The 24,060-nt window shown below is 43.6% G+C and carries 20 protein-coding genes; 13 read left to right on the forward strand and 7 right to left on the reverse strand.

The window, feature by feature from the left end:
- Positions 1-10 precede the first annotated feature (10 nt).
- Entirely contained in the window at positions 11-403 is a 393-nt protein-coding gene (locus ACE04G_RS26825; RefSeq protein WP_449004778.1) for an ArsR/SmtB family transcription factor, read from the forward strand.
- A complete protein-coding gene (locus ACE04G_RS26830; RefSeq protein ID WP_449004779.1) occupies positions 400-1,266 on the forward strand; it encodes an aldo/keto reductase in 867 nt (288 codons plus the stop codon). Before ACE04G_RS26825 ends, ACE04G_RS26830 begins: the two co-directional genes overlap by 4 nt.
- Here the strand turns inward: ACE04G_RS26830 and ACE04G_RS26835 are convergent.
- Complete coding sequence (locus ACE04G_RS26835; RefSeq protein ID WP_449004780.1) at positions 1,260-2,609, reverse strand: response regulator transcription factor; 1,350 nt, start codon at positions 2,607-2,609, stop codon at positions 1,260-1,262. The genes ACE04G_RS26830 and ACE04G_RS26835 overlap by 7 nt on opposite strands.
- Complete coding sequence (locus tag ACE04G_RS26840) at positions 2,609-4,318, reverse strand: sensor histidine kinase (protein WP_486095170.1); 1,710 nt, start codon at positions 4,316-4,318, stop codon at positions 2,609-2,611. Before ACE04G_RS26840 ends, ACE04G_RS26835 begins: the two co-directional genes overlap by 1 nt.
- Positions 4,319-4,635: 317 nt before the next feature.
- On the opposite strand from ACE04G_RS26840, the gene ACE04G_RS26845 reads away from it, so the two are divergent.
- The 5 genes from ACE04G_RS26845 to ACE04G_RS26865 all read left to right on the forward strand — a co-directional run bounded on the left by ACE04G_RS26845 (position 4,636) and on the right by ACE04G_RS26865 (position 11,145).
- Entirely contained in the window at positions 4,636-5,520 is an 885-nt protein-coding gene (locus ACE04G_RS26845; RefSeq protein WP_449004815.1) for an ABC transporter permease, read from the forward strand.
- Positions 5,521-5,538: 18 nt separating this feature from the next.
- Positions 5,539-6,408, forward strand: coding sequence for a carbohydrate ABC transporter permease (locus ACE04G_RS26850; protein WP_047843039.1), 870 nt, complete (start codon positions 5,539-5,541; stop codon positions 6,406-6,408).
- A 292-nt stretch (positions 6,409-6,700) separates the two neighbouring features.
- A complete protein-coding gene (locus tag ACE04G_RS26855) occupies positions 6,701-8,386 on the forward strand; it encodes a type 2 periplasmic-binding domain-containing protein (RefSeq protein WP_221821185.1) in 1,686 nt (561 codons plus the stop codon).
- Between the two features lie 71 nt (positions 8,387-8,457).
- The gene (locus ACE04G_RS26860; RefSeq protein ID WP_449004782.1) at positions 8,458-10,173 is read left to right on the forward strand and encodes a discoidin domain-containing protein; all 1,716 of its coding nucleotides are present in this window, start codon (positions 8,458-8,460) and stop codon (positions 10,171-10,173) included.
- 30 nt (positions 10,174-10,203) lie between these two features.
- The gene (locus ACE04G_RS26865; RefSeq protein WP_449004783.1) at positions 10,204-11,145 is read left to right on the forward strand and encodes a family 43 glycosylhydrolase; all 942 of its coding nucleotides are present in this window, start codon (positions 10,204-10,206) and stop codon (positions 11,143-11,145) included.
- Between the two features lie 78 nt (positions 11,146-11,223).
- Here the strand turns inward: ACE04G_RS26865 and ACE04G_RS26870 are convergent, their stop codons facing one another.
- The 3 genes from ACE04G_RS26870 to pdxR all read right to left on the reverse strand — a co-directional run bounded on the left by ACE04G_RS26870 (position 11,224) and on the right by pdxR (position 15,471).
- A complete protein-coding gene (locus ACE04G_RS26870; protein WP_221821188.1) occupies positions 11,224-11,751 on the reverse strand; it encodes a DinB family protein in 528 nt (175 codons plus the stop codon).
- A 147-nt stretch (positions 11,752-11,898) separates the two neighbouring features.
- On the reverse strand, positions 11,899-13,920 hold the full coding sequence (locus ACE04G_RS26875; RefSeq protein WP_221821189.1) for an ATP-dependent DNA helicase: 2,022 nt from the start codon (positions 13,918-13,920) through the stop codon (positions 11,899-11,901).
- A 60-nt stretch (positions 13,921-13,980) separates the two neighbouring features.
- Positions 13,981-15,471, reverse strand: coding sequence for a MocR-like pyridoxine biosynthesis transcription factor PdxR (gene pdxR / locus ACE04G_RS26880; protein WP_449004784.1), 1,491 nt, complete (start codon positions 15,469-15,471; stop codon positions 13,981-13,983).
- A gap of 147 nt (positions 15,472-15,618) precedes the next feature.
- On the opposite strand from pdxR, the gene pdxS reads away from it, so the two are divergent.
- The 5 genes from pdxS to ACE04G_RS26905 all read left to right on the forward strand — a co-directional run bounded on the left by pdxS (position 15,619) and on the right by ACE04G_RS26905 (position 20,967).
- Positions 15,619-16,503 (forward strand): pyridoxal 5'-phosphate synthase lyase subunit PdxS, encoded by an 885-nt coding sequence (gene pdxS / locus ACE04G_RS26885; RefSeq protein WP_200869424.1) that lies wholly within the window; start codon positions 15,619-15,621, stop codon positions 16,501-16,503.
- 261 nt (positions 16,504-16,764) lie between these two features.
- The gene (locus tag ACE04G_RS26890; protein WP_449004785.1) at positions 16,765-17,847 is read left to right on the forward strand and encodes an ABC transporter substrate-binding protein; all 1,083 of its coding nucleotides are present in this window, start codon (positions 16,765-16,767) and stop codon (positions 17,845-17,847) included.
- Positions 17,848-18,051: 204 nt separating this feature from the next.
- Positions 18,052-18,900, forward strand: coding sequence for a stalk domain-containing protein (locus tag ACE04G_RS26895; RefSeq protein WP_253508591.1), 849 nt, complete (start codon positions 18,052-18,054; stop codon positions 18,898-18,900).
- 275 nt (positions 18,901-19,175) lie between these two features.
- Positions 19,176-19,844, forward strand: coding sequence for a TetR/AcrR family transcriptional regulator (locus ACE04G_RS26900; protein ID WP_221821194.1), 669 nt, complete (start codon positions 19,176-19,178; stop codon positions 19,842-19,844).
- On the forward strand, positions 19,831-20,967 hold the full coding sequence (locus ACE04G_RS26905; RefSeq protein ID WP_221821195.1) for an alpha/beta hydrolase: 1,137 nt from the start codon (positions 19,831-19,833) through the stop codon (positions 20,965-20,967). Before ACE04G_RS26900 ends, ACE04G_RS26905 begins: the two co-directional genes overlap by 14 nt.
- A 153-nt stretch (positions 20,968-21,120) precedes the next feature.
- Here the strand turns inward: ACE04G_RS26905 and ACE04G_RS26910 are convergent, their stop codons facing one another.
- Both ACE04G_RS26910 and ACE04G_RS26915 read right to left on the reverse strand, forming a co-directional pair.
- On the reverse strand, positions 21,121-21,459 hold the full coding sequence (locus tag ACE04G_RS26910; RefSeq protein ID WP_047843047.1) for a cupin domain-containing protein: 339 nt from the start codon (positions 21,457-21,459) through the stop codon (positions 21,121-21,123).
- Between the two features lie 79 nt (positions 21,460-21,538).
- Entirely contained in the window at positions 21,539-22,366 is an 828-nt protein-coding gene (locus tag ACE04G_RS26915; RefSeq protein ID WP_221821196.1) for a helix-turn-helix transcriptional regulator, read from the reverse strand.
- Between the two features lie 219 nt (positions 22,367-22,585).
- On the opposite strand from ACE04G_RS26915, the gene ACE04G_RS26920 reads away from it, so the two are divergent.
- Positions 22,586-24,055: a sensor histidine kinase gene (locus tag ACE04G_RS26920; RefSeq protein ID WP_221821197.1), complete on the forward strand. Its 1,470-nt coding sequence runs from the start codon at positions 22,586-22,588 to the stop codon at positions 24,053-24,055.
- Positions 24,056-24,060 lie beyond the last annotated feature (5 nt).

The following is a 24,060-nucleotide window of genomic DNA, read 5'->3' on the forward strand; positions in this document are numbered from 1 at the left end:
ATGGAAGGGGATGATTCACCTGGATCAGGAACTTGCGACCACGATTGCTATCGAATTTAAGAACAATCAGAAAGTGTTGAATGCGATCGGAGACGAAACCCGGCAAGCCATCCTCATAGCCTTAATTCAAGGGCCACAAAAACCCGGCATGCGCGTAGGAGAGATCAGGATGAAGACTCACCTCTCCCGACCGACCGTATCACATCATCTGAAAATATTGAAAGAATCACAGATAATAAGTGTTCGTAAAGAAGGAACTCTCAACTATTACAGCCTTGACTCCGGTAGCAAGTTGAAATTGTTGAAAAACCTGGTGAACGAGATAGAAAAGTTGCTAGCCCAATGCGAAGAACAAGCATCGGAACAACAAATAGGAAACACGGGGAGGGGGAGTTGCGAATGAATCAGACAGTCGCAGCGGCAAACGGAGTGGGCATTCCTCAACTCGGGTTCGGCCTATATAAGATCAAAGACGGGGGGACCTTCGAGAGGACTGTCGAGGAGGCTATTCGAATGGGTTATCGCCATTTCGATACGGCCAAAATTTACGGTAATGAAGCGGTGTTAGGTCGAGTCATCCAAAACAGCGGCATTCCCAGGGAGGAGTTCTTCATTACCTCCAAGGTATGGACGACAGACCTGGGGTACAGCGCGACGAAAAAGGCGTTCGAGCAGACTTGCCAGAAGCTGAAGGTGACATATCTCGATATGTATTTGATTCATTTTGCCGGTCCTCAATACGTGAATGCCTGGAAGGCGATGGAAGAGTTATACGACGCAGGTAAAATCAAAGTTATAGGTGTAGCCAATTTCGAGATCCGGCATCTGGAGTATCTGAAGAAGCATTCCCGGATTTCGCCGATGGTAAATCAGATCGAGACCCATCCGGAATTTCCGCAACATGAATTGCATGATTATATGGTTCGGCATCGGATTCTGCATGAGGCTTGGGGACCGTTGGGACAGGGAAGCAAAGCGCTGTTGGAGCATCCGGAGCTAGCGGCAATTGCCCTTTGCCATCAGAAGTCGGTTGCGCAAGTCATTTTGCGCTGGCATCTGCAACGCGGAATTATTGTCATCCCCAAATCATCGAATCCTCAAAGGATAAAAGAGAATAACGAAATATTCGACTTTGAGTTGAATGAGAAGGAAATGGAACAAATACGACGATTGGATACGGGTAAGAGATATTCCGTAAGTCCAAATGGCTACATGGTCAACCCGATTTATATCAATTTGATGAAGTTATTTATTCGCTCTCATTGATGGATCATATTTCTCCGGTACTGGTAGGGCGTAACTCCATATTCCACTTTGAACAACTGGATAAAATATTGATTTTTTCGGTAACCAACCATCTGGGCTATATCGGCTACACGGAGTTCCGAATCTTGAAGCAATTGAGAAGCCTTCTCCAACCTCTTCCTGGAAATGTAGTTTGACACATTTTCTCCTGTCTCCTGTTTAAACAGTTTGGAAAAGTAGACGGGATGGAGATGTGCAACTTTCCCCAGTTCATCCAGGCTAAGGCCATGTGACAGATGCTCTTCGATATACGTTTGTACTTTGTCAACGATGGTTTGAATGGACATCTGTTTGTTGTTTCTGATTTGACTGACCCGATCCATGAGAGTTGAGGATAGTTCATCAGGATGTCGTAACTGGTTGAATATCCACTCCACGGTTTCAGAGGGATCGCGATCCTTGTCCGTCAGATATACATATAGAATGGTCTCCATGAGAAAGATTATTTTTTGTTTATGGAGATGGATTTGATCATATTTTTTAATGATATTTCCGGCCGACTCCCAATCACCGCATGACGGAGAATGGTTGAATATCCCGCTGAAGTCTTCTGAGTGTACGTCCTCATTAAGGAAGAATCTGTAGAACATCTGTCGGATCGCATTTCGATCAGTCAACAGAAATGGAGGAGACACGACCGATTGCTCCAGTTTGATGGTCAGTTCTGCAGCAGCTTCTTCCGGAACAAGACCGAACAGTCCCGTTCCCGCATTCCAAACGAGACGATCCAGTTTGTCTCTGACAGCATGTTTTATAGCAATCTCATGTTCCTGTGTGAAACCCTCCAGCTTGAAGCAGCAAAAACGGCGTTCCCCTAAAAATTCAGTATACGCATCATAATCCTTCCTTAATGTCTCGTTATGACCAAGAAGTGAAAGTAGATACCCCAAGCCATTGAATTTCTCCCATGCGACAGATTGAGAGGGCCGTGTCTTTGTAATATGGTTGATGGCTTTGGACATGGCTTTCTCCACATCATCTTTGTCTACAGGTTTGAGTAAATAGTCGAGCGCACCTAAACGGATTCCTTGTTGCGCGTATTCGAACTCAGAGTAGCCGGAAAGGATGATCACTTTGGTTGGCAAGTTATGTTGGTGGATATGTTGAAGCAGATCAATACCCGACACCTCAGGCATTCGGATGTCAGTGATTAGAATATCGATATGATTTTGAGTCAACATGTCTCGAGCTTCAATCGAATTGGTCATCGTCTCGATCTGATCAATGCCAAAGGTGTTCCAATCGAGTAAATGCTTCATATATTCAACGACATAATGTCCGTCATCCACAATTAATAATCGCATTAGTTATCTCCTTTCACCTCGGGAATGCTGATGAGCAACAGGACGGACAAGCCGCCCCAATCATTAGTAGTAAAATGTAACCCGCTACGTTCGCCGTACGTATTTTTCAGACGTTGATTTACATTCCAGAGACCTACGCCTTTAATTCCTTCAGGCGGGGTATCACTCTCAAGCCGAGCCTCCAGGCTGCGGATATCATCCAGTGAAAGACCTTTGCCGTCATCGGAGACCTTGATCGTTATCGCAGTCTCTGTCTGTTTTACATCAATCGTCACCCGACGGGCACCTTGTTGTCCTTCAATTCCATGTTGAATCGCATTTTCAACCACTGGCTGGATGATCAGCGGCATGAGGGGAAGGGAGGACAGTTCTGGCGGCAGATCAATGCTGTACTCCATTTTTTTGCTAAGAGCCATAATAATCAGGAAATGTTCCGCAAACTGAAGCTCGCTTTCCAGCGTGACTTCATGCCGGTCCAACTTGGTTAAATAACGATAATATTCAGCTAGATGTTTGCTCATGCGCATGACAGAATCAGGTGAAAATTGAGCCACCGACATAATGAAAAACAAACTGTTGTACAAAAAATGAGGATTGATCTGAGCCTGGAGTTGTTGAAGTTCCGCACTTCGTCTTAGTTCCGTTTCAGTCTTCAAGGATACGAACAGATCCTGGATCTCGGTAACCATATGATTAAAACTTCTGAACAGGCTGTAAAACTCTCTATCCGTATTTTCGGTAATACGAGTATTATGATTGCCTTGTTCGACCTGTGAAAACTTCCGCTCCAACAAACGAATATTACGGTAATAGTTCCGGTAAAACGTAAAGATCACAACCAGACCAAGCGTGAAAACGGCTAAAATGCTGGCAAAAAAAACTTTACGGTTGCGGTCAATCGGTTGTAGAAAATCATTCGTCTGTGTATATGTAATCAGGTAGGCGTCGATTGATTCAATATATCGGGAAAGAACATAATAGTCGTCTGAATTGGTGTGATAATCATATTTCAAAGTGATCTCCGGCTGTGGATAAAGTATTTCAGTAACCGCTTTCAACAGATCGTTATCGACTTCTTTCTCACTCCATAACTGATGGGAATTAAACCAAAAAAAAGCGTTTGAGCTGTCGTTGTTCACAGCCTTTTTCAGCAGATTTTTCAAATAATCGGTATTCAGCTTTACACCAACCACGTACTGAGTCGGTTCATTTTGTCCGGATTTTTGGATGTAAGGGTAGAGGGCAAAGTAATACAAGCTATTGCCGACGATTTGCCATCCCCGTTGATTAACATCCTTGAACGGAAGTCTCGTCTCCGGCGTACTGTTGGTGGACAGAAATGTTTCTTCAGACTTCCAATAAATGCCGATTGATTCAATCGATCGACTGGATAGGAGCGTTTGCCGCAAGCGATCAACGATATCGTTTTTCTTCATTTGGGAATCGTAATTGCTCAGCTCGATAACATGCCTCTGATAAAACCGGACATCACTGTCTGCCGCATACTGAACCCCGTACATATTAGCCTCGTATATAATCCCGTCCAGAATGCCTTTCACATAATCAAGCTGGTTTTTGGAAGCACCTATTAGATTTTCTTCAAGTGTCTTGGAGCTCAATCGGTTCATTACGAAAAACAAACTTAACGTCAGCAGCAGAAAAAAAACAAAGAAATAGATAAATCGCTTCATATACATTTTTCTGATCATATGTGTTTCCTTTCATATCGCAAACGCAGAAGTTTAAAAATCCATATCGGATTAACTTTAATATAAGCCAAACCTTCGAAAAGCGGAAGGGCAGCATCTGCTATAAATGAAAGCGTTTTAAAATTGATTCAGGATGAGGTGATGATCTTGAAATTTTGGCATTTTGGAGTGAGAGCGCTTTTGTTAAGCTTAATTGCGAGGATTACTTTCGAAGAGCCAACATAGAGGAGGTATGCAACATTAACGAGACTGTGCCCGTCGGATCTGCAAAAAAAACACAACCAAAGATTCCCCGCCGAACTTCATTCAAAAAGGAAATCAAGAAAAGCTGGCCTTTGTACGTACTGTGTATTCCCGCATTTGTGTTTGTCTGCATCTTTTCTTATGGCCCGATGGTAGGTTTGCTCATGGCATTCCAGGACTACAAACCATGGCTGGGCATCACAGGTTCACGGTGGATCGGGTTAGATAATTTCGAACGAATTTTCCAGTACAAAGAAGCCACACAAGCGATTGTTAATACGTTAATTATCGCTGTTTCTAAAATTATCGTTGGTATCATCGTTCCGATCGTCATGGCTATCCTGCTGAGTGAGATCCGAAATATGGGCATTAAGAAAAGTGTACAGACTCTGGTGTATCTGCCGCATTTCTTGTCCTGGGTCACGGTCGCGGGGTTAATGATCGACATTCTCGGATTAGACGGGGGAATCAACCACATCTTAACAAGGGTTTTCGGCAACGATCCCATTTACTTCTTGGGTGATCCTGATCTGTTTCGGTTCACGGTTGTGGTCAGTGATGTGTGGAAGAGCTTTGGCTTTGGCATGATTGTTTATCTGGCGACCATTGCGGGAATTAATCCTTCTTATTACGAAGCGGCCGAGATTGATGGTGCCACACGCCGGCAGCAAATTCGATACGTCACCTTGCCTAGCATGTTGCCTATGATTATCGTCATTTCTACGCTGAGTCTGGGCAATATTCTGGACGCGGGCTTTGATCAGGTTTTCAATCTGTACAATCCGCTAGTCTACAGTACGGGAGATATCATTGACACCTATGTCTACCGTTCATCCTTGTTAAACGGGCAATACGGCTTCGGAACCGCTGTAGGACTGTTCAAATCGGGGATTAGCTTGATCTTGATCGTTATGTCTTACAGGCTGGCCTATAAGTATGCCAATTACAAAATATTCTAACAAGGAGGGAGATGAATCATGTACCATAAGACGACAGGTTATAGAGTATTCTCATATTTTAATTACGCGTTCATGATACTGGCGGGTCTGGCGTGTTTTCTTCCACTACTTCATCTATTGGCACAATCGCTCAGCAGCAAAGCGGCCATTAGCGGTAATATGGTTTCATTTTGGCCGGTCGGGTTCAATGTGGATGCCTATATCAAAACGTTCAACAATTCTAATTTCAACGGTGCCATGCTGACATCCATCACTCGAACCGTATTGGGTACAACCATCAGCATGTTTATTCTTACCTGTGCAGGATATGCCCTGTCCAAGGAATTCCGGGGACGCAACGTGCTCATGTGGTTTTTTATCTTTACCATGCTCTTCTCGGGGGGATTGATACCTTCTTACATATTGATCACAGCCCTTGGATTAAAGGATACCATCTGGGCTCTTGTGTTACCGGGCGCTTTTGGTGCTTATAATCTGATTCTTCTCGTCAATTTTTTCAAAACGATTCCCAAAGCCTTGGAAGAAGCAGCTTTCATTGACGGAGCTTCCTTTTTCGTAATTCTCAGCAAAATATATTTACCATTATCTCTGCCTGGCATAGCGACCGTATCCTTGTTCATTATGGTGGGGCACTGGAACTCCTGGTTTGACGGGATATTGTACATGTCGGATGCAAGTAAGTATCCGCTGGCTTCGTTCTTACAGACCGTTGTTGTGCAGAGCAATATGCAGAATATGGCGATGAGCCAGTCTGAAGTGGCAGCCATGTCTGAACAGAGCATTAAGGCAGCGCAAATTTTTGTCAGTACGCTGCCGATCATTTTGGTCTATCCTTTTTTACAACGATATTTCGTGAAGGGTATTGTACTAGGAGCCGTAAAAGAATAGTTAGGATGACGAAAAATTGGATCGCTATATAAGTTCAACTAAAATTTACACGATAACGGAGAGGACAGAAGAGACCTGAAGAAGCGGAGCGTTCGCCTAAAAGCTTTCTGAAAGAAAGCTGCATCGGAAGCATACGCTATTACCAGAATTTCACCTTTGTAAAAGTGAATCAAAAATTCTGGGAATAACAGCGATCGGAAGGTTGTTCTGTCATCGGAGTGCCAGTGTAATATGCAATTAGTTGAACTTATATAGAAAACAAATTGAGTATGAGTGAAGGGGGCATCTTTCCATGAAGAAAAGAACTAATTTATGGAAAATGGTAAGTATGGTTATGCTGTCGGCTATTCTTGTGGCTGGTTGTAGCAAAGGGGAGAGTGCTTCCGAGACCGCACCGGCATCGGTGCTTAAGGACGGAAAATATGATCCACCGTTTACGATCACCATCGCCAAACAACAGGATGAAAATGCTGGAAAGTACATCAACGGTGAGACGTTGAATGACAATGTATTGACCCGCTGGGGCGAACAAAATCTGGGTATCAAAATACAAACCACCCTGCTGGGAGGTGACGCTTCACAATATAATACCAAGCTGCGGCTGGCACTGACGGGTTCAGAGAAACTACCAGACGTTCTGCCTGTCTATGACACCATGCTGGTCAATGATCTGATCGATTCGGGACAGGTCAAGGAGATTACAGAAGACATCTCAACTTACATGCCTGACCGGATTAAAGACATATACAAACAATACCCAACAACCTTCAATCCAGTGGTTAGGGAGGGCAAGGTCTACGGGATGGCGATCGCACCGAATCTGACGGAAGGCGAAGTCATGTTGATCCGCCAGGATTGGTTGGACAGATTGGATTTGGAAGCGCCAACAACGATTGAAGAGTTTGAGCAAGTCATCGCGGCGTTCACCAATGAGGACCCGGATGGGAACGGGAAGAAAGACACATACGGCTTTACTTTTTCAGGTAAAGATTCCTACAATACGGGCTGGGTTAGCGACCCGGTCATGATTTTCAGCGCATACACGGGCAAGCACCTTCCAAGACAATGGCATAACGACAACGGCAAACTCACCTATGGATCTGTGGCTCCTGGCAACAAAGAGGCACTGGCCAAGTTACGTGATTGGTATGCAAAAGGGTACTTGAACAAAGAACTGGCCACCCAAGGGGCCTGGGATGCACTGTCTGATTTTACGGAGGGGAAAGCTGGTATCATCATTGGTCGTCCTTGGCTGTACGACAGTGTGAAGGACGTAGAGAAAAATGTGGATGGTGCAAAAATTAGTGCTTATCCGACCATTCAAGGCGTGAACGGTGATAAGACCTACCAATCCGCCCAGTTGAACGACGGTGTGTTCATGTTTAACAAGGACTTTCAGAACATGGAAGCTTTCTTCCTGTACTACGATAAAATGTACGACGCAGCGTTCAGCACGGGAGAGTTCAAATACGGCTACGCTCAAGGATACGATTACGATATCGTTAACGATGAAGTCACTTTTGATCCAACGAAATTCAATAAGCCATTAGAAGCCGTGCAAGGCGTTGGAAAAATGGCATTTACCAAAAATACACCGAGTGTTGATGGTCCCGGCCAATCCTACTACGATCTGGCGAATGGAGTTAAAGCCGACACGGGTGTCCTCATTCAGAGCGCCTCGAAGGATCAAACAACGCAGGACGGATACCGGATTTCGTATGAAAACAGAGATGTTTTACTGCCAAATGAGTTTAACGGCCCACCAACGCCAACGATGCAAAATGTGTGGGAACAGTTGACCACCATGGAACAAGAGACGTTTACCAAAATCATATATGGTAATGAGCCGCTTGAAGCATTTGATACCTTTGTGAAACAGTGGCATGAAAAAGGCGGAGACACCGTGATCGAAGAAGTTAACGAATGGTACAACCAAGCCAGTGAGACGGATGTAATGACACTGATGAATTTGAAATAAAGTCTAGTTTCACCTGAACCAGCCTTCCGGCAACAGGAAGGTTGGTCTTCTAAAAAAGGAGATGATGAGACATGATCAAAGGTAAATCGTGGATGGCTATCGTCATTGCATTGATGTTGTTAACAGTTCATTTATCGTCCTCAGCTCAAACTATTCACGCTGCTGGTGAAGAGACCAAGATCGCTGCAACACTGTTTGTATTGAAGAACGAATCCGAAGTATCCAACGCCAAAATCCATTGGGCACCTGTAACGGGAGCTACAGCATACGAGTTGTACAGATCTGAGAACAATTTGCCTTATACGTTATTACAGACCCTAACCGGTATAACGACGGACGATTATGACCTCAACATAGGTAGCACGTACAAATACCAAGTAAAGGCATATGCCGGAACTTCCTTAATTACCTCCGCTGTCTCAACAGAATATATCCCATACAGCCTTCCAGAGAACCTCACGACTTTTGATAACACAACGCAATCAACGCTTATGCTCCCGAATGAACTTAAAGTTGGAGGCACCTACTACAGATTTAATTTCGTGCAAAAGTCATCAGGCGGTTTTGGCGAAATGATTCAACAGACATCAACGGATGACATCACATACGGTAACGACAAAGTGGTCCTGTCCTACACGGATCATCCAGATCTGGCGAATTCAAAATTTGAGGGGATCAATATCCTCTACCATGCGCCAACGAACAAGTTTGTTTTTTGGGCTCACTATGAAAACAGTACAGACTACACGCTTGCCAGAGTATCGGTGGCTTCAGCCACGCCTGGAGAAGACTTTACATTTCACAAAAGCTTTCGGCCGGAAGGGAACCAATCCCGGGATATCTCCATTTTCAAAGATGATGATGATTCGGCGTATCTGATCTCTACGGCCAATAATAATTCGGACACGATTTTGTATAAATTGACTTCTGATTGGCTGGATGTGGATCATCAAGTTTCTGTTATTTATCAAAGTCAACACAGGGAACTGCCCAAGATGATCAAAAAAGATGGCATTTATTATTTGTTCTCTTCCCAAGCGGCAGGCTGGTATCCGAGCATACCCTTGTATTCTTCAGCAACAAGCATAGACGGAGATTGGTCTGAATTACGGACGATTGGTAACACGTCAACCTTCTCGGCGCAGTCGGGTTCCGTCATGCGGGTGAAGCCAGATACGGGTAACAACGTGGTTATGGTTGCATATCGCTGGATGTTTGGCTGGGCAGGCACGCAAAATGGAACAACGGAGGAACGACTGCTTCCCGTTTGGTTCTCCGATGGTTACGCATTTTATGATTATTTTGATCAAGTCCTGTACAACACAAGTGATGATGTTGTCGTTCCCGTTCAGAATGGAAAACTGCTGTCACAAGGTAAACCGGCAACAGCCCAAACGGCTACTGGAACGAACCCGGAAAATTATGCTAATGATGGTAACTACCAAACCGAATGGGTCGGCACAGGCAGTTCCTGGCCACATTGGTGGAAAGTCGACCTCGGCTCTGTTCAACAATTGAATAATGTGCAAATCTCCTGGTGGATGCAAAAAGGCTCCGAAGGTTTTTATAAATACAAAATCGAGACCAGTACGGATAATGTAAACTGGACCGTGGCTTTGGATCGAACCAATAATACATCTTACGGTTTCACATCAGATACTATATCAAGCACTGCTGCCAGATATGTACGAATTAATATGCAAAATGCGGCACTTCATAACAACCCTAACAATTGGTACACGCCAAGACTTTGGGAAGTGAAGGTATTTGGATCGGAGACCAATTAACGATGTTCCTAAAAGAAGAGAGGTAACGGTGTGAATAATCAATTAACCAATGGTGGCATCTGGAATGATTCAAGCGGTAATCCAATCCATGCTCATGGTGGACATATGTTATTCCATGACGACTATTATTACTGGTATGGCGAAGATCGGAGAGACGATATATATGTGAGTTGTTACCGTTCCAAAGATCTATTCAACTGGGAGTTTCGAAATCATATTTTGACCACCTCTACGCCAGCTGCACCCATTCGAGTTCGGACAAATCTGTCATTAGTGAACGACAAAGGTGGAAAGGTAAATCTCGAACGACCTAAAGTGCTGTTCAACGCGGTGACCAAAAAGTTTGTACTCTGGGCTCACTATGAGAATGGTAACAATTACAACGATGCCGCATGCGCCATTGCCACATCGGATTCTCCGGATAGTCATTTCGTGTATCATGGCAGCTTTAATCCCTACGGGTATATGTCGCGTGACTGCACACTCTTTCAGGACGATGACGGGAAGGCATATTTTATTTCGGCTGCCAGAGACAATGCGGACCTGCACATCTATCGTCTGCAGGAGGATTACCTTAATGTCGAAAGTCTTGTCGGAAAGCTGTGGCAAGGGGAATATCGGGAGGCACCAGCTGTCTTCAAACGAAAAGGGAAGTATTATATGGTGACCTCATTTTGCACGGGCTGGGCTCCCAATCAAGGGAAATACGCGATGGCTGATACGATGGATGGTTCGTGGGGGATGCTAAGCGATTTTGGCGATGAAACGACGTTTCAAACGCAACCAGCGTTTGTGCTGAAACGATCCGCTGAGGAGTACCTGTATTTTGCAGATCGCTGGAACGGGTCGGATTACTTTCAATCCAGCTATGTGGTCCTACCCATTGAATTCAATGGGGACATTCCGATTCTACATGAGTATTCCACGTTATCTTTGCGAGAGGACGCACATCTGATTCATTTTGAACGATAATTTGAACGATAAAACGACTGATGAGAAAAGACTTTGTTCCTACAGCGAATGCAGGTTCAAAGTCTTTTTGAATGAATTTTATAATTTCAAATCCAACGAATAACGATCGCGAAGTACTGAACAATGGTGGAGCTCATGTCCTGCCATAACAAATGCAATCGATCGAGCTGAAGCAGGATTATCACTCACGATCCCTCTACAGAGCCATGCTTCCGGGGTGAGGCGACGAAGCATAAGAATGGTTGAGCGACGTGTGACGGCATATTCTTCGCTCAAATCGGCCAGGTTATACGAATCGAAAGGGTGGGTCTGCATAAGCACGTCCTGATCGTAGCCGGGATGATTCGCTTGGTCACCTCTGGCGATGCGAAGCAATCGGCTGCTCATGATGCGTTCATTATCCAAAAGGTGTCCGATGACCTCTTTCACACTCCATTTGCCTTCGGCGTAACGATAATTTGCTTGCTCTTCTGTTAATGAAGAAAGCAAATTTTGTACGATGTGGGCCTGCTGCTCCAACATTTCAATGATGTTTCCTTCAGGAACAAGCCGGATATACCCGTCATAATAAGCTGCATATTCATCTGTATTTGGTCTTTCAACCATGGTAATACCTCCTTTGGGGTTCGTAGATCTGGAATATATTGTAGCATAAATCTTACTACCAGCATCGAAATTGGCCCTTCCGCTTGATAGGTGGAAGGGCTGCTTCATGTAATTGGAACAGTCTTATAGCGTTTGGGTGTACCACTTCTAATCCGTACGTTGTATCCTTTTATTTTGCACAAATTTCTCCAAAACCGCAAAATCCTCCGTCACTTTTTTGAACGGCAACGTGTCCAGCACCTGTTCCCGGTAACTTTTTTTAGCCGCTTCGCTGAGACGGGAGTCAAGTATGCTGAGTATGCCAAGGTCGGTTTCACTACGAATCAAGCGTCCCGTTCCTTGCCGCAACCGAAGAAGCATGTCCGGTACAAACACCTCCATAAACGGATTCTCCGTTACAGATGACTTATATTCATAAACAGGATCCGATGGAACAGGGAAGGGCAGCCGGAAAATAATGACCTGCGACAGGTCAGACCCCTCGATATTCACACCTTCCCAGAATACACCGGTACCCAGCAGTACACCTTTGCTTTTCCTGAATTCGGCGATGACACTGTCCTGTGATGAACCCTCTTTCTGAACATGGACTGCCCATGTGTATTCATTAGCCCTTGAGATCAACTTTTTGTGAATGTACTTCATGTCTTCTTTTGCTGAAAACAGGACGATTGTTCTTCCTTGAGTTAGATTACAGAGTTGAACCAATTCCTTATAAGCTGCTTCAAGATAGTTTTCGCGCTGCTCATGGTGGTAATAGGGAACTTTGTTCGAAATATACATCATGGCGTGGTTAGTGTAGTCAAAAGGGGAGGGTTGGCGCTCTAGGAAATCTCCCTTATAACCAAGGGAGTGCGTCATATAAGAATATTGTTCCTCCAGCGTATCCCCGCCTTGGCACAGCGTTGCTGATGTTAGGATTACAGGTACCTTGCCATTAAATAAAGCGTATTTCAGAAATTGGCTTATATCTTTGGGACAGATGCTGATTGTGGGTACTCCAAGGGGACTGCTTGCCCATAAAAGATAGTTGTCCTCCATTTCAGATAAGACACGAATGAGGGTAATAAGCCCGTTGATGGCTTCAAAAGCGTCATCTATTTCCCGTTCGTGGCGAGAGGTCAAAATGGAAAGGCGTAGGCTGAGATCTTTTAAATCGTTTAAGACTTGGTTTAACGGTATTCCTTTGATTTCCGACACTTTGATTCGGTCGTTATCCTGCTTGGCATGGTGGAGCAGATCCGCATTTACCTGTTGGAATATACGCTGGGCACATTTTTTTATAAAATTGGATTGTGAGAAGAGACTTTTATCCCCGGACTGCTTCGTTAGAAGCTGCACCGTGGTATCCAGAATGCGGCAAATTCCACGATAAGTGAACTCAAGTGTTCTGGCATCCCGAACTTTTGCTTCCAGATTATGCGCTTCATCAATGACGATCAGAGCAGGCTGTTCTGAGATGATGCTCTTGGTTCCTTCTTTTTTCTTCATCAAATCCCGTATGAGCAAGTCCTGGTTCACGATAATAAAATCAATCTCGTGAGCCTTTGCATTTAATTTCGCTCTCATATCGTAAAACAAACATGCAGTTTTATGATGACAACGTTCAAATTTGCAATCATTCACGGAAACGTGGGACCATTCGGCATCACTAACTCCAGCTTTAATATCGGCTCTTTCATCAATTTCATAATCTAATATGCGCTGTGCGAGGGTAGATACGGAGGAGTTTGCATCATCAAGATTGATCCATTCCGCTGCTCTACTTCGACAGGCGTACTGACCCATGCCTTTCCCCACCACGGATCGAACCGTTGAGAATCCCAACCGACTACCAATGATCCTTAAATCTTTATGTATCTGTTCCGAGAGCTGAATGGAGGATGTAGCTATAATGACTGGTTTCTGAGACATTTGATTCGTGAGCAGACTTGGGATCAGGTACGCAAAAGACTTACCGATTCCGACACCAGCTTCAATCATGGCGTTATGCCCATGGATATAAGCATCGGCGATATCGAGGGACATTTCTTGTTGTCCGATTCGTTCTCTAAGGCCGATTCGGGGGAACCGGTCATAAATTCGGAAGATGGCGTTCACCAAAGAACGTTCGATTTCCTTGTCCGGTTCTTGCTTATTTATTTTATAAAGTTCATTTAACCAATTCATAACGATCGCCCCTCTTCCGAATGATGATCTTCTTGTACTACATTTTGGAGACGATTTACCTCACAATGCAGTTGTAACGGCATTTTTTAATCTGGATACGCCTTCCTGTAATTGTTCATCTGACAAATGTGCAAAAGATAAATAGATACCATACTTCATACCAACAGCCGTTGAACTGCTGACTTCTGAGTATACCACACCTTGTGACCGAGCTGATTCCCGAAAGGCCTCATAAGTGGACACATTACCTCGCCACCAGCCAAACACGTGGAGACCCGCTTCATTCTCCACCCAATCAAACCATGTAGAGAGTTGCTTGTTCAAAAGTTTGAGTAACAGATGGAATTTGCGACTGTATAATCGATTCATTCTGCGCAGGTGACGCTCATATTGACCACTTGTCATGAATGCAGCTAATGCCCGTTGTTCGATCAGATTGACAGGTCTTGGCTCGTATAATGCCTGTGCCTTTCTAAAAGTATCAGCCAAGGTTGGGGGAAGAACCACATAACCAAGTCGTACTTCTAAAGGCAAGGTTTTTGTGAAGCTGCCCAGGTAGATTACGCGTCCTGCTTTATCAAGTGTTTTCAGTGGTTCAACATGCATTCCGCGATATCGGAATTCACTATCATAATCATCCTCAACAATCATGGCATCATTTCGCTGTGCCCAGTCCAGCAGGGTTTGTCTGCGTTCCAGGCTGAGCATTTCACCAGTAGGAAATTGTCGTGACGGCGTGACAAACAACATACGTGCTTCCCAGTCTTGGGGTACAACGCCCTGACCATCGAGGTTAGCTTCAATCAACTTTGCACCCGCAGCCAATATGGCTTTAGAAATCCCGACATAACAAGGACTCTCTGTCACGACATAATCCCCAGGATCTGCAAGTAATTGAGTGAGTAAAGCTATAGCTTGCATGGAGCCTGCAGTTACTGCAATATGATCCGGATCGACTTGAATGCCCCGCATCCTCCGAAGATAGGCAGCAATGGCTTCTCTCAATTTTGGATCCCCGGTTGAACTAACCATGGCAGAGGTTGTTTTCAGGTGATGCTCACGCTGCCTTATCTCTGCATACAATCGATTATTCCATTCATCGTAAGGAAACTTGGAGAAATCAGGTTGATATTTGCTAAAGTCGATCACTTCGTCGCTATTCATTCTGGAATCATGTGTATGAGCATTGGCTGGTGTATTTCTTTGAATCGACGGCTGTTCAAACTGCTGAATACGATTCCCCCAGGCGGATAAGTGATGCGTACAAGCTTTCTCGGTGGACGCATTATTGTTCAAATCCAACTGGTAAGCAACAAAGGTTCCTCTTCCATGCTCTGAATGAATGTAACCTTGCGCAGTCAACGTATCATAGACCTGATTCACGGTTCCTCTGGAAATGTGATACGTCGCAGCTAACTCTCTTGTAGAGGGTAATTTCTCGCCATGTATAAGATTACCTTCATGAATTGCATCACGAATGGCATGATAGAGAGCCTTCATCTTGGTATATTTTCGGTTCAAATATGAACTGTAAGCTACATGAAATTGCATAGGACCTCCAGAGTTATCATTAAAGTGGTACAATAAAAATCAAAATTATTGGATCTTTTTATATGACCATTCTCATTCTATACTAAATCATAGATTAGAGCGATGCCTTTATTGAAAACCACCCAAAAGTTACTTAGGAGGAATACAATCATGCAAACAGGTACAGATCGTGTAAAAAGAGGAATGGCTGAAATGCAAAAAGGTGGCGTCATCATGGACGTTATGAATGCAGAGCAAGCTAAAATCGCTGAGGCGGCAGGGGCAACAGCTGTTATGGCTCTTGAACGGGTACCTTCCGATATTCGCGCAGCTGGCGGTGTAGCTCGTATGGCAGATCCAACCATCGTTGAAGAGGTTATGAAGGTTGTTTCTATTCCAGTTATGGCTAAGGCACGTATCGGTCATTACATAGAAGCCAAAGTGCTTGAATCCCTAGGTGTGGACTATCTCGATGAAAGTGAAGTTCTTACTCCTGCAGACGAAGTGTTCCATATCGATAAACATGAGTTTACTGTACCATTTGTATGTGGAGCCAAAGATTTGGGAGAAGCTCTTCGCCGGATTGGTGAGGGTGCATCGATGATTCGTACAAAAGGTGAGCCTGGAACGGGCAACATTGTTGAGGCAGTTCGTCATATGCGTCTGATTAACAGCCAGCTCCGTAAAGTGCAAAACATGTCCAAGGACGAGCTGTACGCTGAAGCCAAAAATCTGGGTGTAGCTTATGAGTTGCTTCGCGAAGTTCATGAAAATGGAAAACTTCCTGTCGTTAACTTTGCAGCAGGCGGTGTAGCTACTCCGGCGGACGCAGCATTAATGATGCACCTGGGAGCAGACGGTGTGTTTGTAGGATCAGGTATTTTCAAATCCGATAGCCCTGAGAAATTCGCTCGTGCAATCGTTGAAGCTACAACACATTACACCGATTACAAACTGATTGCTGAAGTATCCAAAAACTTGGGCGCCCCGATGAAAGGGATCGAAATTTCCAAATTGGCTCCAGAAGAGCGCATGTCCAACCGCGGTTGGTAAGATAACAGGGCATTTAGTTGAATAGGTAGTTTGAACTTTTATATAGAATAGCCGATCAATTGAACCTTAATTGATCGGCTTTTTTGTTATTCTTGGCGAAAGTAAAAGCAAAGAAGGCAAGGAAAATATCCATTTCCATATCAATTGAGAATGATTATAATTATCATTTACGAGATTCGACATTTACTGTATACTGACAATAGTTATTTTACATATGGGTTTAAATGACAAGAGAGAATTCAAAAGGGAGAGATTATTTACATGTTGGTATCCGTTAAAAAAGGGATGTTTCTTTGTTTGATTACTGCAATGATTCTGGTGCTCGCAGCGTGTTCAGGCAACAATGGTGGCAGCGAAGATGCAAATGGCAGTTCACAGCAAGCTGCGGAGAGCAGCGCCACGAATGCAACAACAAATGGGAAACAAACCGACGCTGACGCTTCAGCACCTGCCGAAACAACTTACCCGGTAACCGTTTTAAACTATACAACAAAGAACAGCACATGGGTGAAGAAGGATCAAACGTTTGACAAGGCACCTGAACGAGTAGTTGCCAATACCCAAGGTGCAGCCGAGCTGATGATTCGCCTTGGTTTGACAGACAAACTTGTAGGTGTAGCTGCGTTGTTTGGTAGTGTACCTGAAGATATTGCGGACGAGTTTAAACAAATTCCTGTGCTAGCTGAAGGCTATGTAGGCAAGGAAGTGACAATAGGGGCTACGCCTGAACTGGTTGTTGGTCGTGGTGGATTGTTTGAGGATGCGGACTGGGGTGTTGGTACAGTAAGCAGCTTGAATGATATGGGGATCAAAACATATGTACAAAGCACCAGTGTTCCTGATGCATCGTTAGATAGTCTGTATCAGGATATTACTGAATTAGGTGAGATATTCAACGTACAAGCCAATGCAGCGGGATATATTGAGACGCTTAAAGCACGCGAGAATGCCTTGTCGGCCCGAGCTAGCGCTGAGACGATCAATTATGCATCATTTTCGGATAATGGTGATGGAACCATTGGCATTTACAACGGAAATGGTGATACGTTTATTGAAAGTGCAATGTCATTAATCAATATGCATAATATGCTGATTAATGAAACCGGCACACTCAGTCTGGAGAAGTTAATCGAGATTAATCCGGATGTGATGATTATTTCGAGATATGCAGGTGGTATTGATCCTGAGCAGACGATTGAAAAGCTGCTTGCCAACAAGCAGGTACAAAACATTAACGCAGTTAAAAATAAAAAAATCTACATTATTGATTTCAACAACTTCTGGGGATACGGAGATTCCATCTTCACAGGCGTTGAAGGACTTGCTGATGATCTAGGCTTGTAATGGAAATTTCGGCTTAGTGACCATTCGTGCCTCAAGATCGTTTCATGGGCCAAGAGCATAGTACCAATGAAAGTCGCTATTTTAGCGGCTTTTTTTGTTATAAAAGAACCAAATTCCTGTCTAAAGCTGATCAAACTTTTATTGGAACATAACGTTACTATTGTAAGATTAAAAATTACATGAAGTGGGTGAATCGCTGTGAGAATGAAGCACTTGAAAAAAGTAGTTGTCGTTGCATTAGTGATGTCGGTGTTATTACCATTGGGGGCGCAAAAATCTGAAGCAGCATCCAAATATGTTGATTTGGAAATTCAGTGGGCAGACGGTCGTATTAACCATGTTCAGACGTTAATCAAGGATGGAGTCACTTATGGAAGTTTTTTCTCACTGGGTATTAAGGCAGGCCTAGTGTGGGGGATGGAAGATGATAATACAGCCGTACTGAAGAACAGTCAGAAGCATATTGTTGTGCACTTGGGAAGCAGCATTGCCGAGGTAGATGGTCAAAAAGTAGATATGGGCACAGAACCTGTGTCGTATATTAGTCACCTTTATGTGCCCATTAGATTTCTTGCATCTGCTTTGGACGGGGAAGTGACTCATCGAGATACGAAGACGAATAAGATAACTGTGACTGGGCTGAGCAATTATACCGATACTTTTTATGGTAGCGACATGGGTTACACCTATGTCATTCGCACTGCAAAAGGAGACCTTGAGATTACGAATGCTTCTACTGGACAAAAGAGTTTGATACCCTTAGGGATCAAGGACATGAATGTGAATACTCATGATCTTAAGATAAATTTCAAGAGGAGCCCCCAAAATCTACTTATTGTCATCATTGAACACACTAATCGTAAAACGGAAGACTACGATCTGTACACCTTGGTATTCAAAAATAAAGGTCTGATTCGCAAATCCATTGCTCACGGGGTAACGGACCAGCAGGAAATTTTGAATTCAGATAGTACCATTCAACTCATCGATGACAACAGTATACGTATTATTGAAGATGGAAGTGGTAAAGTACTTGAAGTCCTTTCTCGTTGAATAGATATCTGATCCGATATTCATGAATTTCATCCCTCACCAACTGATTTTAATACAAACATCTCAAAGAGCCGCTGATCAGAGTGATCAGCGGCTCTTGCATATTTCTTCCCGAATCTTTTCAAAACCAAAAATAGTTAGGCTATCTTTTTGTAAATCTGAATACAGTGGTTTTAAATTTTTATAATGATATTAAACTAACAAGATAGCTTGACTTGTGAATGAATTATCAGTATAGTGTGAATCAGTTCACACTATACATTAAGGAGTAGTCTATGCCAAAAAATACTTTCTTTCGTTTAGACGAAGCAAGGCGCGAGGAAATATCGAATAGCGCTATGCATCTTTTTGTTGATAATCTTTACGAGGATATAACTATGAAGATGGTTTTGGATAGTTTGTCCATGCACCCCGGAACATTTTATCGGTATTTTGAAGACAAAGATGACCTTTATTGTCACTTAATACGTAATGTGACCCAGAAAAGAGCTGCATACTTCAGTAACAGTAATGAAGATTCCCTTTACAGCTATTTCCTTACTGGCTTATTTGGTAACGTTAATGGCATGGTGACCGAGCCACTGAATGAGTTGGAAATCAAACTGACTAAAACATTTTCATATATTCCTGAGGACATTTTGCTGAAAGTATATGTGAATGTGTTGAAGGGCGAGTCATTCCCCATGATCAAGGACATTTTACGCCGAATGAGGGTTGATGGATATCTTCGACCGGATGTTGACGACGACCTGATTTCTTTTATGTTTGAGTCAATGCAGCTTAATTTAATCTTGTTTTTTAGGGAATTCGATATTAAGGACTCTAATCTGCAACATAAGATCAGCAAGTACTTTGCTGAATTTATGGGTCATGGACTGCTTGAAGATCATAAATATTTTGAAATGGTTAGCGATCTCAAGGGGGAAAAAAATGAAAACCTATGACGTATTTCCAGAACCAATTGGCGCCTATACTGTCGGTCGAACCCAGATGGATTTTGAGTACACGGCATCAGATTACTCCAAAAGAGAACTGACCGCTTTTGTGTACTATCCGTCCGACAGTAGCGAAGGTAAGACTACATCAACGTACATGTTTCCTGAAGTCTACGAGATGTTTAATGAGCAGCCACTTGTCACTGCGTTGAAGGATGTTTTCTCTATAGATATCAAGACCCAGTGTTACGATGACCTTGCTCTCTCCGGGAAGGAAAAGCGCTATCCAGTGTTATTCTATGTTTGCGGCGGGGGCGGTTCTCCAGAATGGGGTACAGTGCTCTGTACAGACTTGGCAAGCATGGGGTATGTTGTGGTAAGCATCGGCCATCAGAATAGCACGATGTATAAACGTAAAGATGGGCGCCTGTTTAATGTATCCAAGGATTTTTCGGATGTCATTACAGGGTTTGGTGAAGATCCGAAGATGCTGGCGTTGGCTGGTAAGATGGAGATGCGGCCTGACGATGAAACTGCCATTGAGATGTGCCGTAACGTGCTTGCACTGCCGATCCTTTCCAAGATAACAGAGTATAGTGAATCACAGGCAGAAGATGTAAGGTATGTAGCCGATTATCTTTACAAACTGGACTCTGGAGAGCTGAATTCCATCTTTAAGGGCAGATTGCTGCTTGACATCGGCATGGGCATAGTCGGACATTCTTATGGAGGGCCTACCACGGCGATGGTTTGCCGGAATGACGACCGGTTCGCCTGCGGGATTGGCTTGGATAGCGGTGCGTTTGGCCTTCTTGACAGCGATCTTAAGAAACCCTTCTTGCTACTGTTTTGTGAACCTAACTATAATATGAATGCGATTATTGGCGTTAACAATAGCATGGGAACCTATTATTTCTCAGTTGATCGTGTTGCACATTTGGATTACTGTGACATCGTGTTTACCAGTGTTAATGAGGAACTCAGAGGTGAACGGGATGCTATGGAGATGCGAAATCTTGTTACAGACTATGCAAAGAACTTTTTTGATCATTACATACTGCAGAAGGCGACAAGTGTGGAAAGTCTGGCATACGATGGTGTGGAATTGATCAGGAAGACCAGCAACAAGTGACATAACCGAGAGATTGCTGATTAATGCATGTCAATTAATGCATGTCGACGAAGAGCTAGCCGTACAGACGCAGAGCCGATAACCCTATTACGGGGTTATCGGCTCTCTGACTCTGATATTACAAATTGACATCCTGGTTCCAATAACTGATGCTTATTCGGCCTTAGTCCCGCCAGTGTTTACTTCGCTTCCAGGTTCCATCAACATGATATGACATTCCTTTTCGGCGGAAGGCTTGATCTCGACTCCCTTGGGGACAATATACATCTCTCCCTTGGAAATCTTCACTTGCCCATCACGAAAATCAATTATCATTTCCCCTTCAAGCACAAAAAATAACTTGTCGGTCTCCTCATGAACATGCCACTCAAAATCTCCAGCAATCTTAACGATCTTAAATTGATAGTCATTCATTTCACCAATGAGTTTCGGAGACCAAAGATCGTTTAATTTCGAAAATTCCTCATTTAATTGAATAGCTTGATAGTGCATCGTCATTCCTCCTGTGTATTAATCCTATATGTTCAGTATACTGATCTAAGCTTTGGTATAACATGGATGCCTATTGAAATCAGGATGGATTATTGATGAACTTCAGACGATACTCCGTAGGAGAAATACCACATTGTTTCTTAAACACTCTGCTAAAATAAAAGGGGTCAGCAATGCCAACGGTCTCAGCAATCTGTTGTACCGACACATCACTTGCCAATAACATTTGCTGTGCCATGTTTATACGATATTTCAATACATATTCTGCTGGACCCATACCTGCATGTCTTCTAAACACATAGGAAAGTCGATTTCGATTAACATTATTTTGTTCTGCAAGCGATGCGACAGTCAGACTTTGATCATAGTATTCTTGGATATAGGTAGAGACCCGTTTGAATAAAACATCTGTTTCACAACTGTTTTGCCTATGATCAACACATATTAAGGTCTCGTTCAGTACATCGCGAAACAGCATCTCGGTCTGAAACTTTGAAATACCTCCGTGCTGATTATAAACATGCCAAAGACGCGTGATTAATTCGATCAGACGTGGGGACTGACCCGTTGATAATTCAAAATGCTGATGGGAAAAACTTGTCTCTTCGAGGTCCGAACTACATATCCGGTATAAAACGAGGATGTATTCCCAGTCCGTTCTATGAAACACGGTTTGATCCAGTTTCATTTTCGCGCCCCCATGTACAACTTTTCCTGGTGAAAAGATATAGGGCGTACCATCAAATTGAAATTGTATTTTTCCTGTAAGAGGAAATACAAATCCAGGAAAAGAATCGGTATAGTCAGCCTGGGGAACCCCTGGATTTCTAGCATATCGATATACTCCTTCGACTTGAAAAGGAATGTGTGCAAAATGCGCTGCTAACTGATTAACGTCTACTTTCACATTACGTACCTCATTTCAAAAGTGTTTGCCGGTCATTCTAAGATAAATCGTTGTGCACCTTACTCCAACATTATTGATAACGATTATCACTGTCAACATATATAATGAAAAGGTTGCTTTCGGCTAAATAAAAAAAAGCGTTCCATATGGGCAATAGAATCCATCTTGTGTTAACATGTGCACTAACTAATCCAATTGCTTGTTTGAGAAGGGGAACCCATGTCAATTCGAATAAAAATGCTGCTGTCCTTCACGGGCATGCTTGTTATAAGTCTACTGTTCATCCTGCTTACGGCAAGTCTGTATACGATTGCGGCTACAGGGGATCTACAGAGTTTCCGTGATATTTACAAGGTACATTATCAGATCAACCCCCTGACTGAGCAGGGAGAATCGATCTTTCAAGAGATGAAGTTTCTGGCCAAAAATGACCCGGATGACCTGCAGAACAAGGTTTTGCTGCGTGAATATGATATGAAGCTTCGAGCTGAGAAGTCAGGGCTCTACATCAGACGGGAGAATAGTCAGATCTTCGAATCACTGACCTTCAACCAGCCGGAACTGAAGCAAGCACTGCCTGCCTATGATCTTAACAATTATCAGATTCGGAGCACCTTCAATATTGGTGAGCGATTTTATGCGTATGCAAAATTTGATTTTCAATATTCAGATGGGGAACGGGGGAGTATCTTTGTCATTCGTGAGAGAAGCCCCTTTGCGGAGCTTACTCGCAAGTTGCTGCCTGTGATGTCATTCCTGCTTATTGGCGTCCTCATCATTGCAAATCTGCTCTTGTTCCGCTGGATCACTCGCAGCTTCATTAAACCCTTGAATCAACTACGAAGTTCAGCCGAACATATTAAGGATGGCAATCTATCCTTTAAACTTCAGCTAAACTCCAATGACGAGGTTGGTCAACTCAGCGAAGCGTTTGAGAGCATGCGGAATCAATTACAGCGCTCTTATGCGTTACGTCAGCAGGACGAAGTGAACCGCAAAGAGCTTATCTCCAACATTTCGCATGATCTCCGTACGCCGATTACCAATATCAAAGGGTACATTGAGGGTATTCGTGACGGCGTGGCTAATACTCCGGAGAAAATGGAGAGTTACGTTAATATCATTCACTCCAAAGCAGTTAGCATGGATAAGCTGGTGGATGAACTGTTTTTGTATTCGAAGCTCGACTTGAACCAAGAGCCTTTCCTGTTCGAGACAGTTGATCTCGCTGATTTCCTTGAAGATAGCATTGAAGAGCTGAGATACGATCTGGAGGATAAAGGTGTTGCCCTGGATTGGAATAACCAGGTGGATGGTCCCGCCATGGCTGCTGTGGATCCGGAGAAGCTAAAACGTACCGTTGTCAATGTGGTGGATAATGCACTCAAATACATGGAGAATGAACACAAACGATTCGAGATTACACTTCAAGCGGATGAGAAATGGATTACGATGGCCTTTAAAGATAATGGCAGGGGAATACCCGAAGAGGCACTGCCTTATATATTTGAACGCTTCTATCGTGCAGAACAATCCCGCAATTCCTCAACGGGCGGAAGTGGACTTGGACTGGCAATTGCCCGCCAAATCATTGATGGACATGGGGGCTTCATCTGGGCTGAAAGCCAGCCCAATGATGGCACGAGCATATATATCAAGCTGAAACGGCTGAATGAAGAGAGGGACTAATAAGT

The organism is Paenibacillus sp. AGC31 (genome assembly GCF_057334655.1).

Bases quoted from the DNA above. Each gene is read 5' to 3' on its own strand.
- ACE04G_RS26900 (WP_221821194.1), top strand. From the start codon at position 19,176: ATGCCAAAAAATACTTTCTTTCGTTTAGACGAAGCAAGGCGCGAGGAA.
- ACE04G_RS26895 (WP_253508591.1), top strand. From the start codon at position 18,052: ATGAAGCACTTGAAAAAAGTAGTTGTCGTTGCATTAGTGATGTCGGTG.
- ACE04G_RS26850 (WP_047843039.1), top strand. From the start codon at position 5,539: ATGTACCATAAGACGACAGGTTATAGAGTATTCTCATATTTTAATTAC.
- ACE04G_RS26875 (WP_221821189.1), bottom strand. From the start codon at position 13,920: ATGAATTGGTTAAATGAACTTTATAAAATAAATAAGCAAGAACCGGAC.
- ACE04G_RS26830 (WP_449004779.1), top strand. From the start codon at position 400: ATGAATCAGACAGTCGCAGCGGCAAACGGAGTGGGCATTCCTCAACTC.
- ACE04G_RS26825 (WP_449004778.1), top strand. From the start codon at position 11: ATGATTCACCTGGATCAGGAACTTGCGACCACGATTGCTATCGAATTT.
- ACE04G_RS26835 (WP_449004780.1), bottom strand. From the start codon at position 2,609: ATGCGATTATTAATTGTGGATGACGGACATTATGTCGTTGAATATATG.
- ACE04G_RS26890 (WP_449004785.1), top strand. From the start codon at position 16,765: ATGTTGGTATCCGTTAAAAAAGGGATGTTTCTTTGTTTGATTACTGCA.
- ACE04G_RS26920 (WP_221821197.1), top strand. From the start codon at position 22,586: ATGTCAATTCGAATAAAAATGCTGCTGTCCTTCACGGGCATGCTTGTT.
- ACE04G_RS26905 (WP_221821195.1), top strand. From the start codon at position 19,831: ATGAAAACCTATGACGTATTTCCAGAACCAATTGGCGCCTATACTGTC.
- pdxR (WP_449004784.1), bottom strand. From the start codon at position 15,471: ATGCAATTTCATGTAGCTTACAGTTCATATTTGAACCGAAAATATACC.
- ACE04G_RS26860 (WP_449004782.1), top strand. From the start codon at position 8,458: ATGATCAAAGGTAAATCGTGGATGGCTATCGTCATTGCATTGATGTTG.
- ACE04G_RS26870 (WP_221821188.1), bottom strand. From the start codon at position 11,751: ATGGTTGAAAGACCAAATACAGATGAATATGCAGCTTATTATGACGGG.
- ACE04G_RS26855 (WP_221821185.1), top strand. From the start codon at position 6,701: ATGAAGAAAAGAACTAATTTATGGAAAATGGTAAGTATGGTTATGCTG.
- ACE04G_RS26910 (WP_047843047.1), bottom strand. From the start codon at position 21,459: ATGCACTATCAAGCTATTCAATTAAATGAGGAATTTTCGAAATTAAAC.
- ACE04G_RS26840 (WP_486095170.1), bottom strand. From the start codon at position 4,318: ATGATCAGAAAAATGTATATGAAGCGATTTATCTATTTCTTTGTTTTT.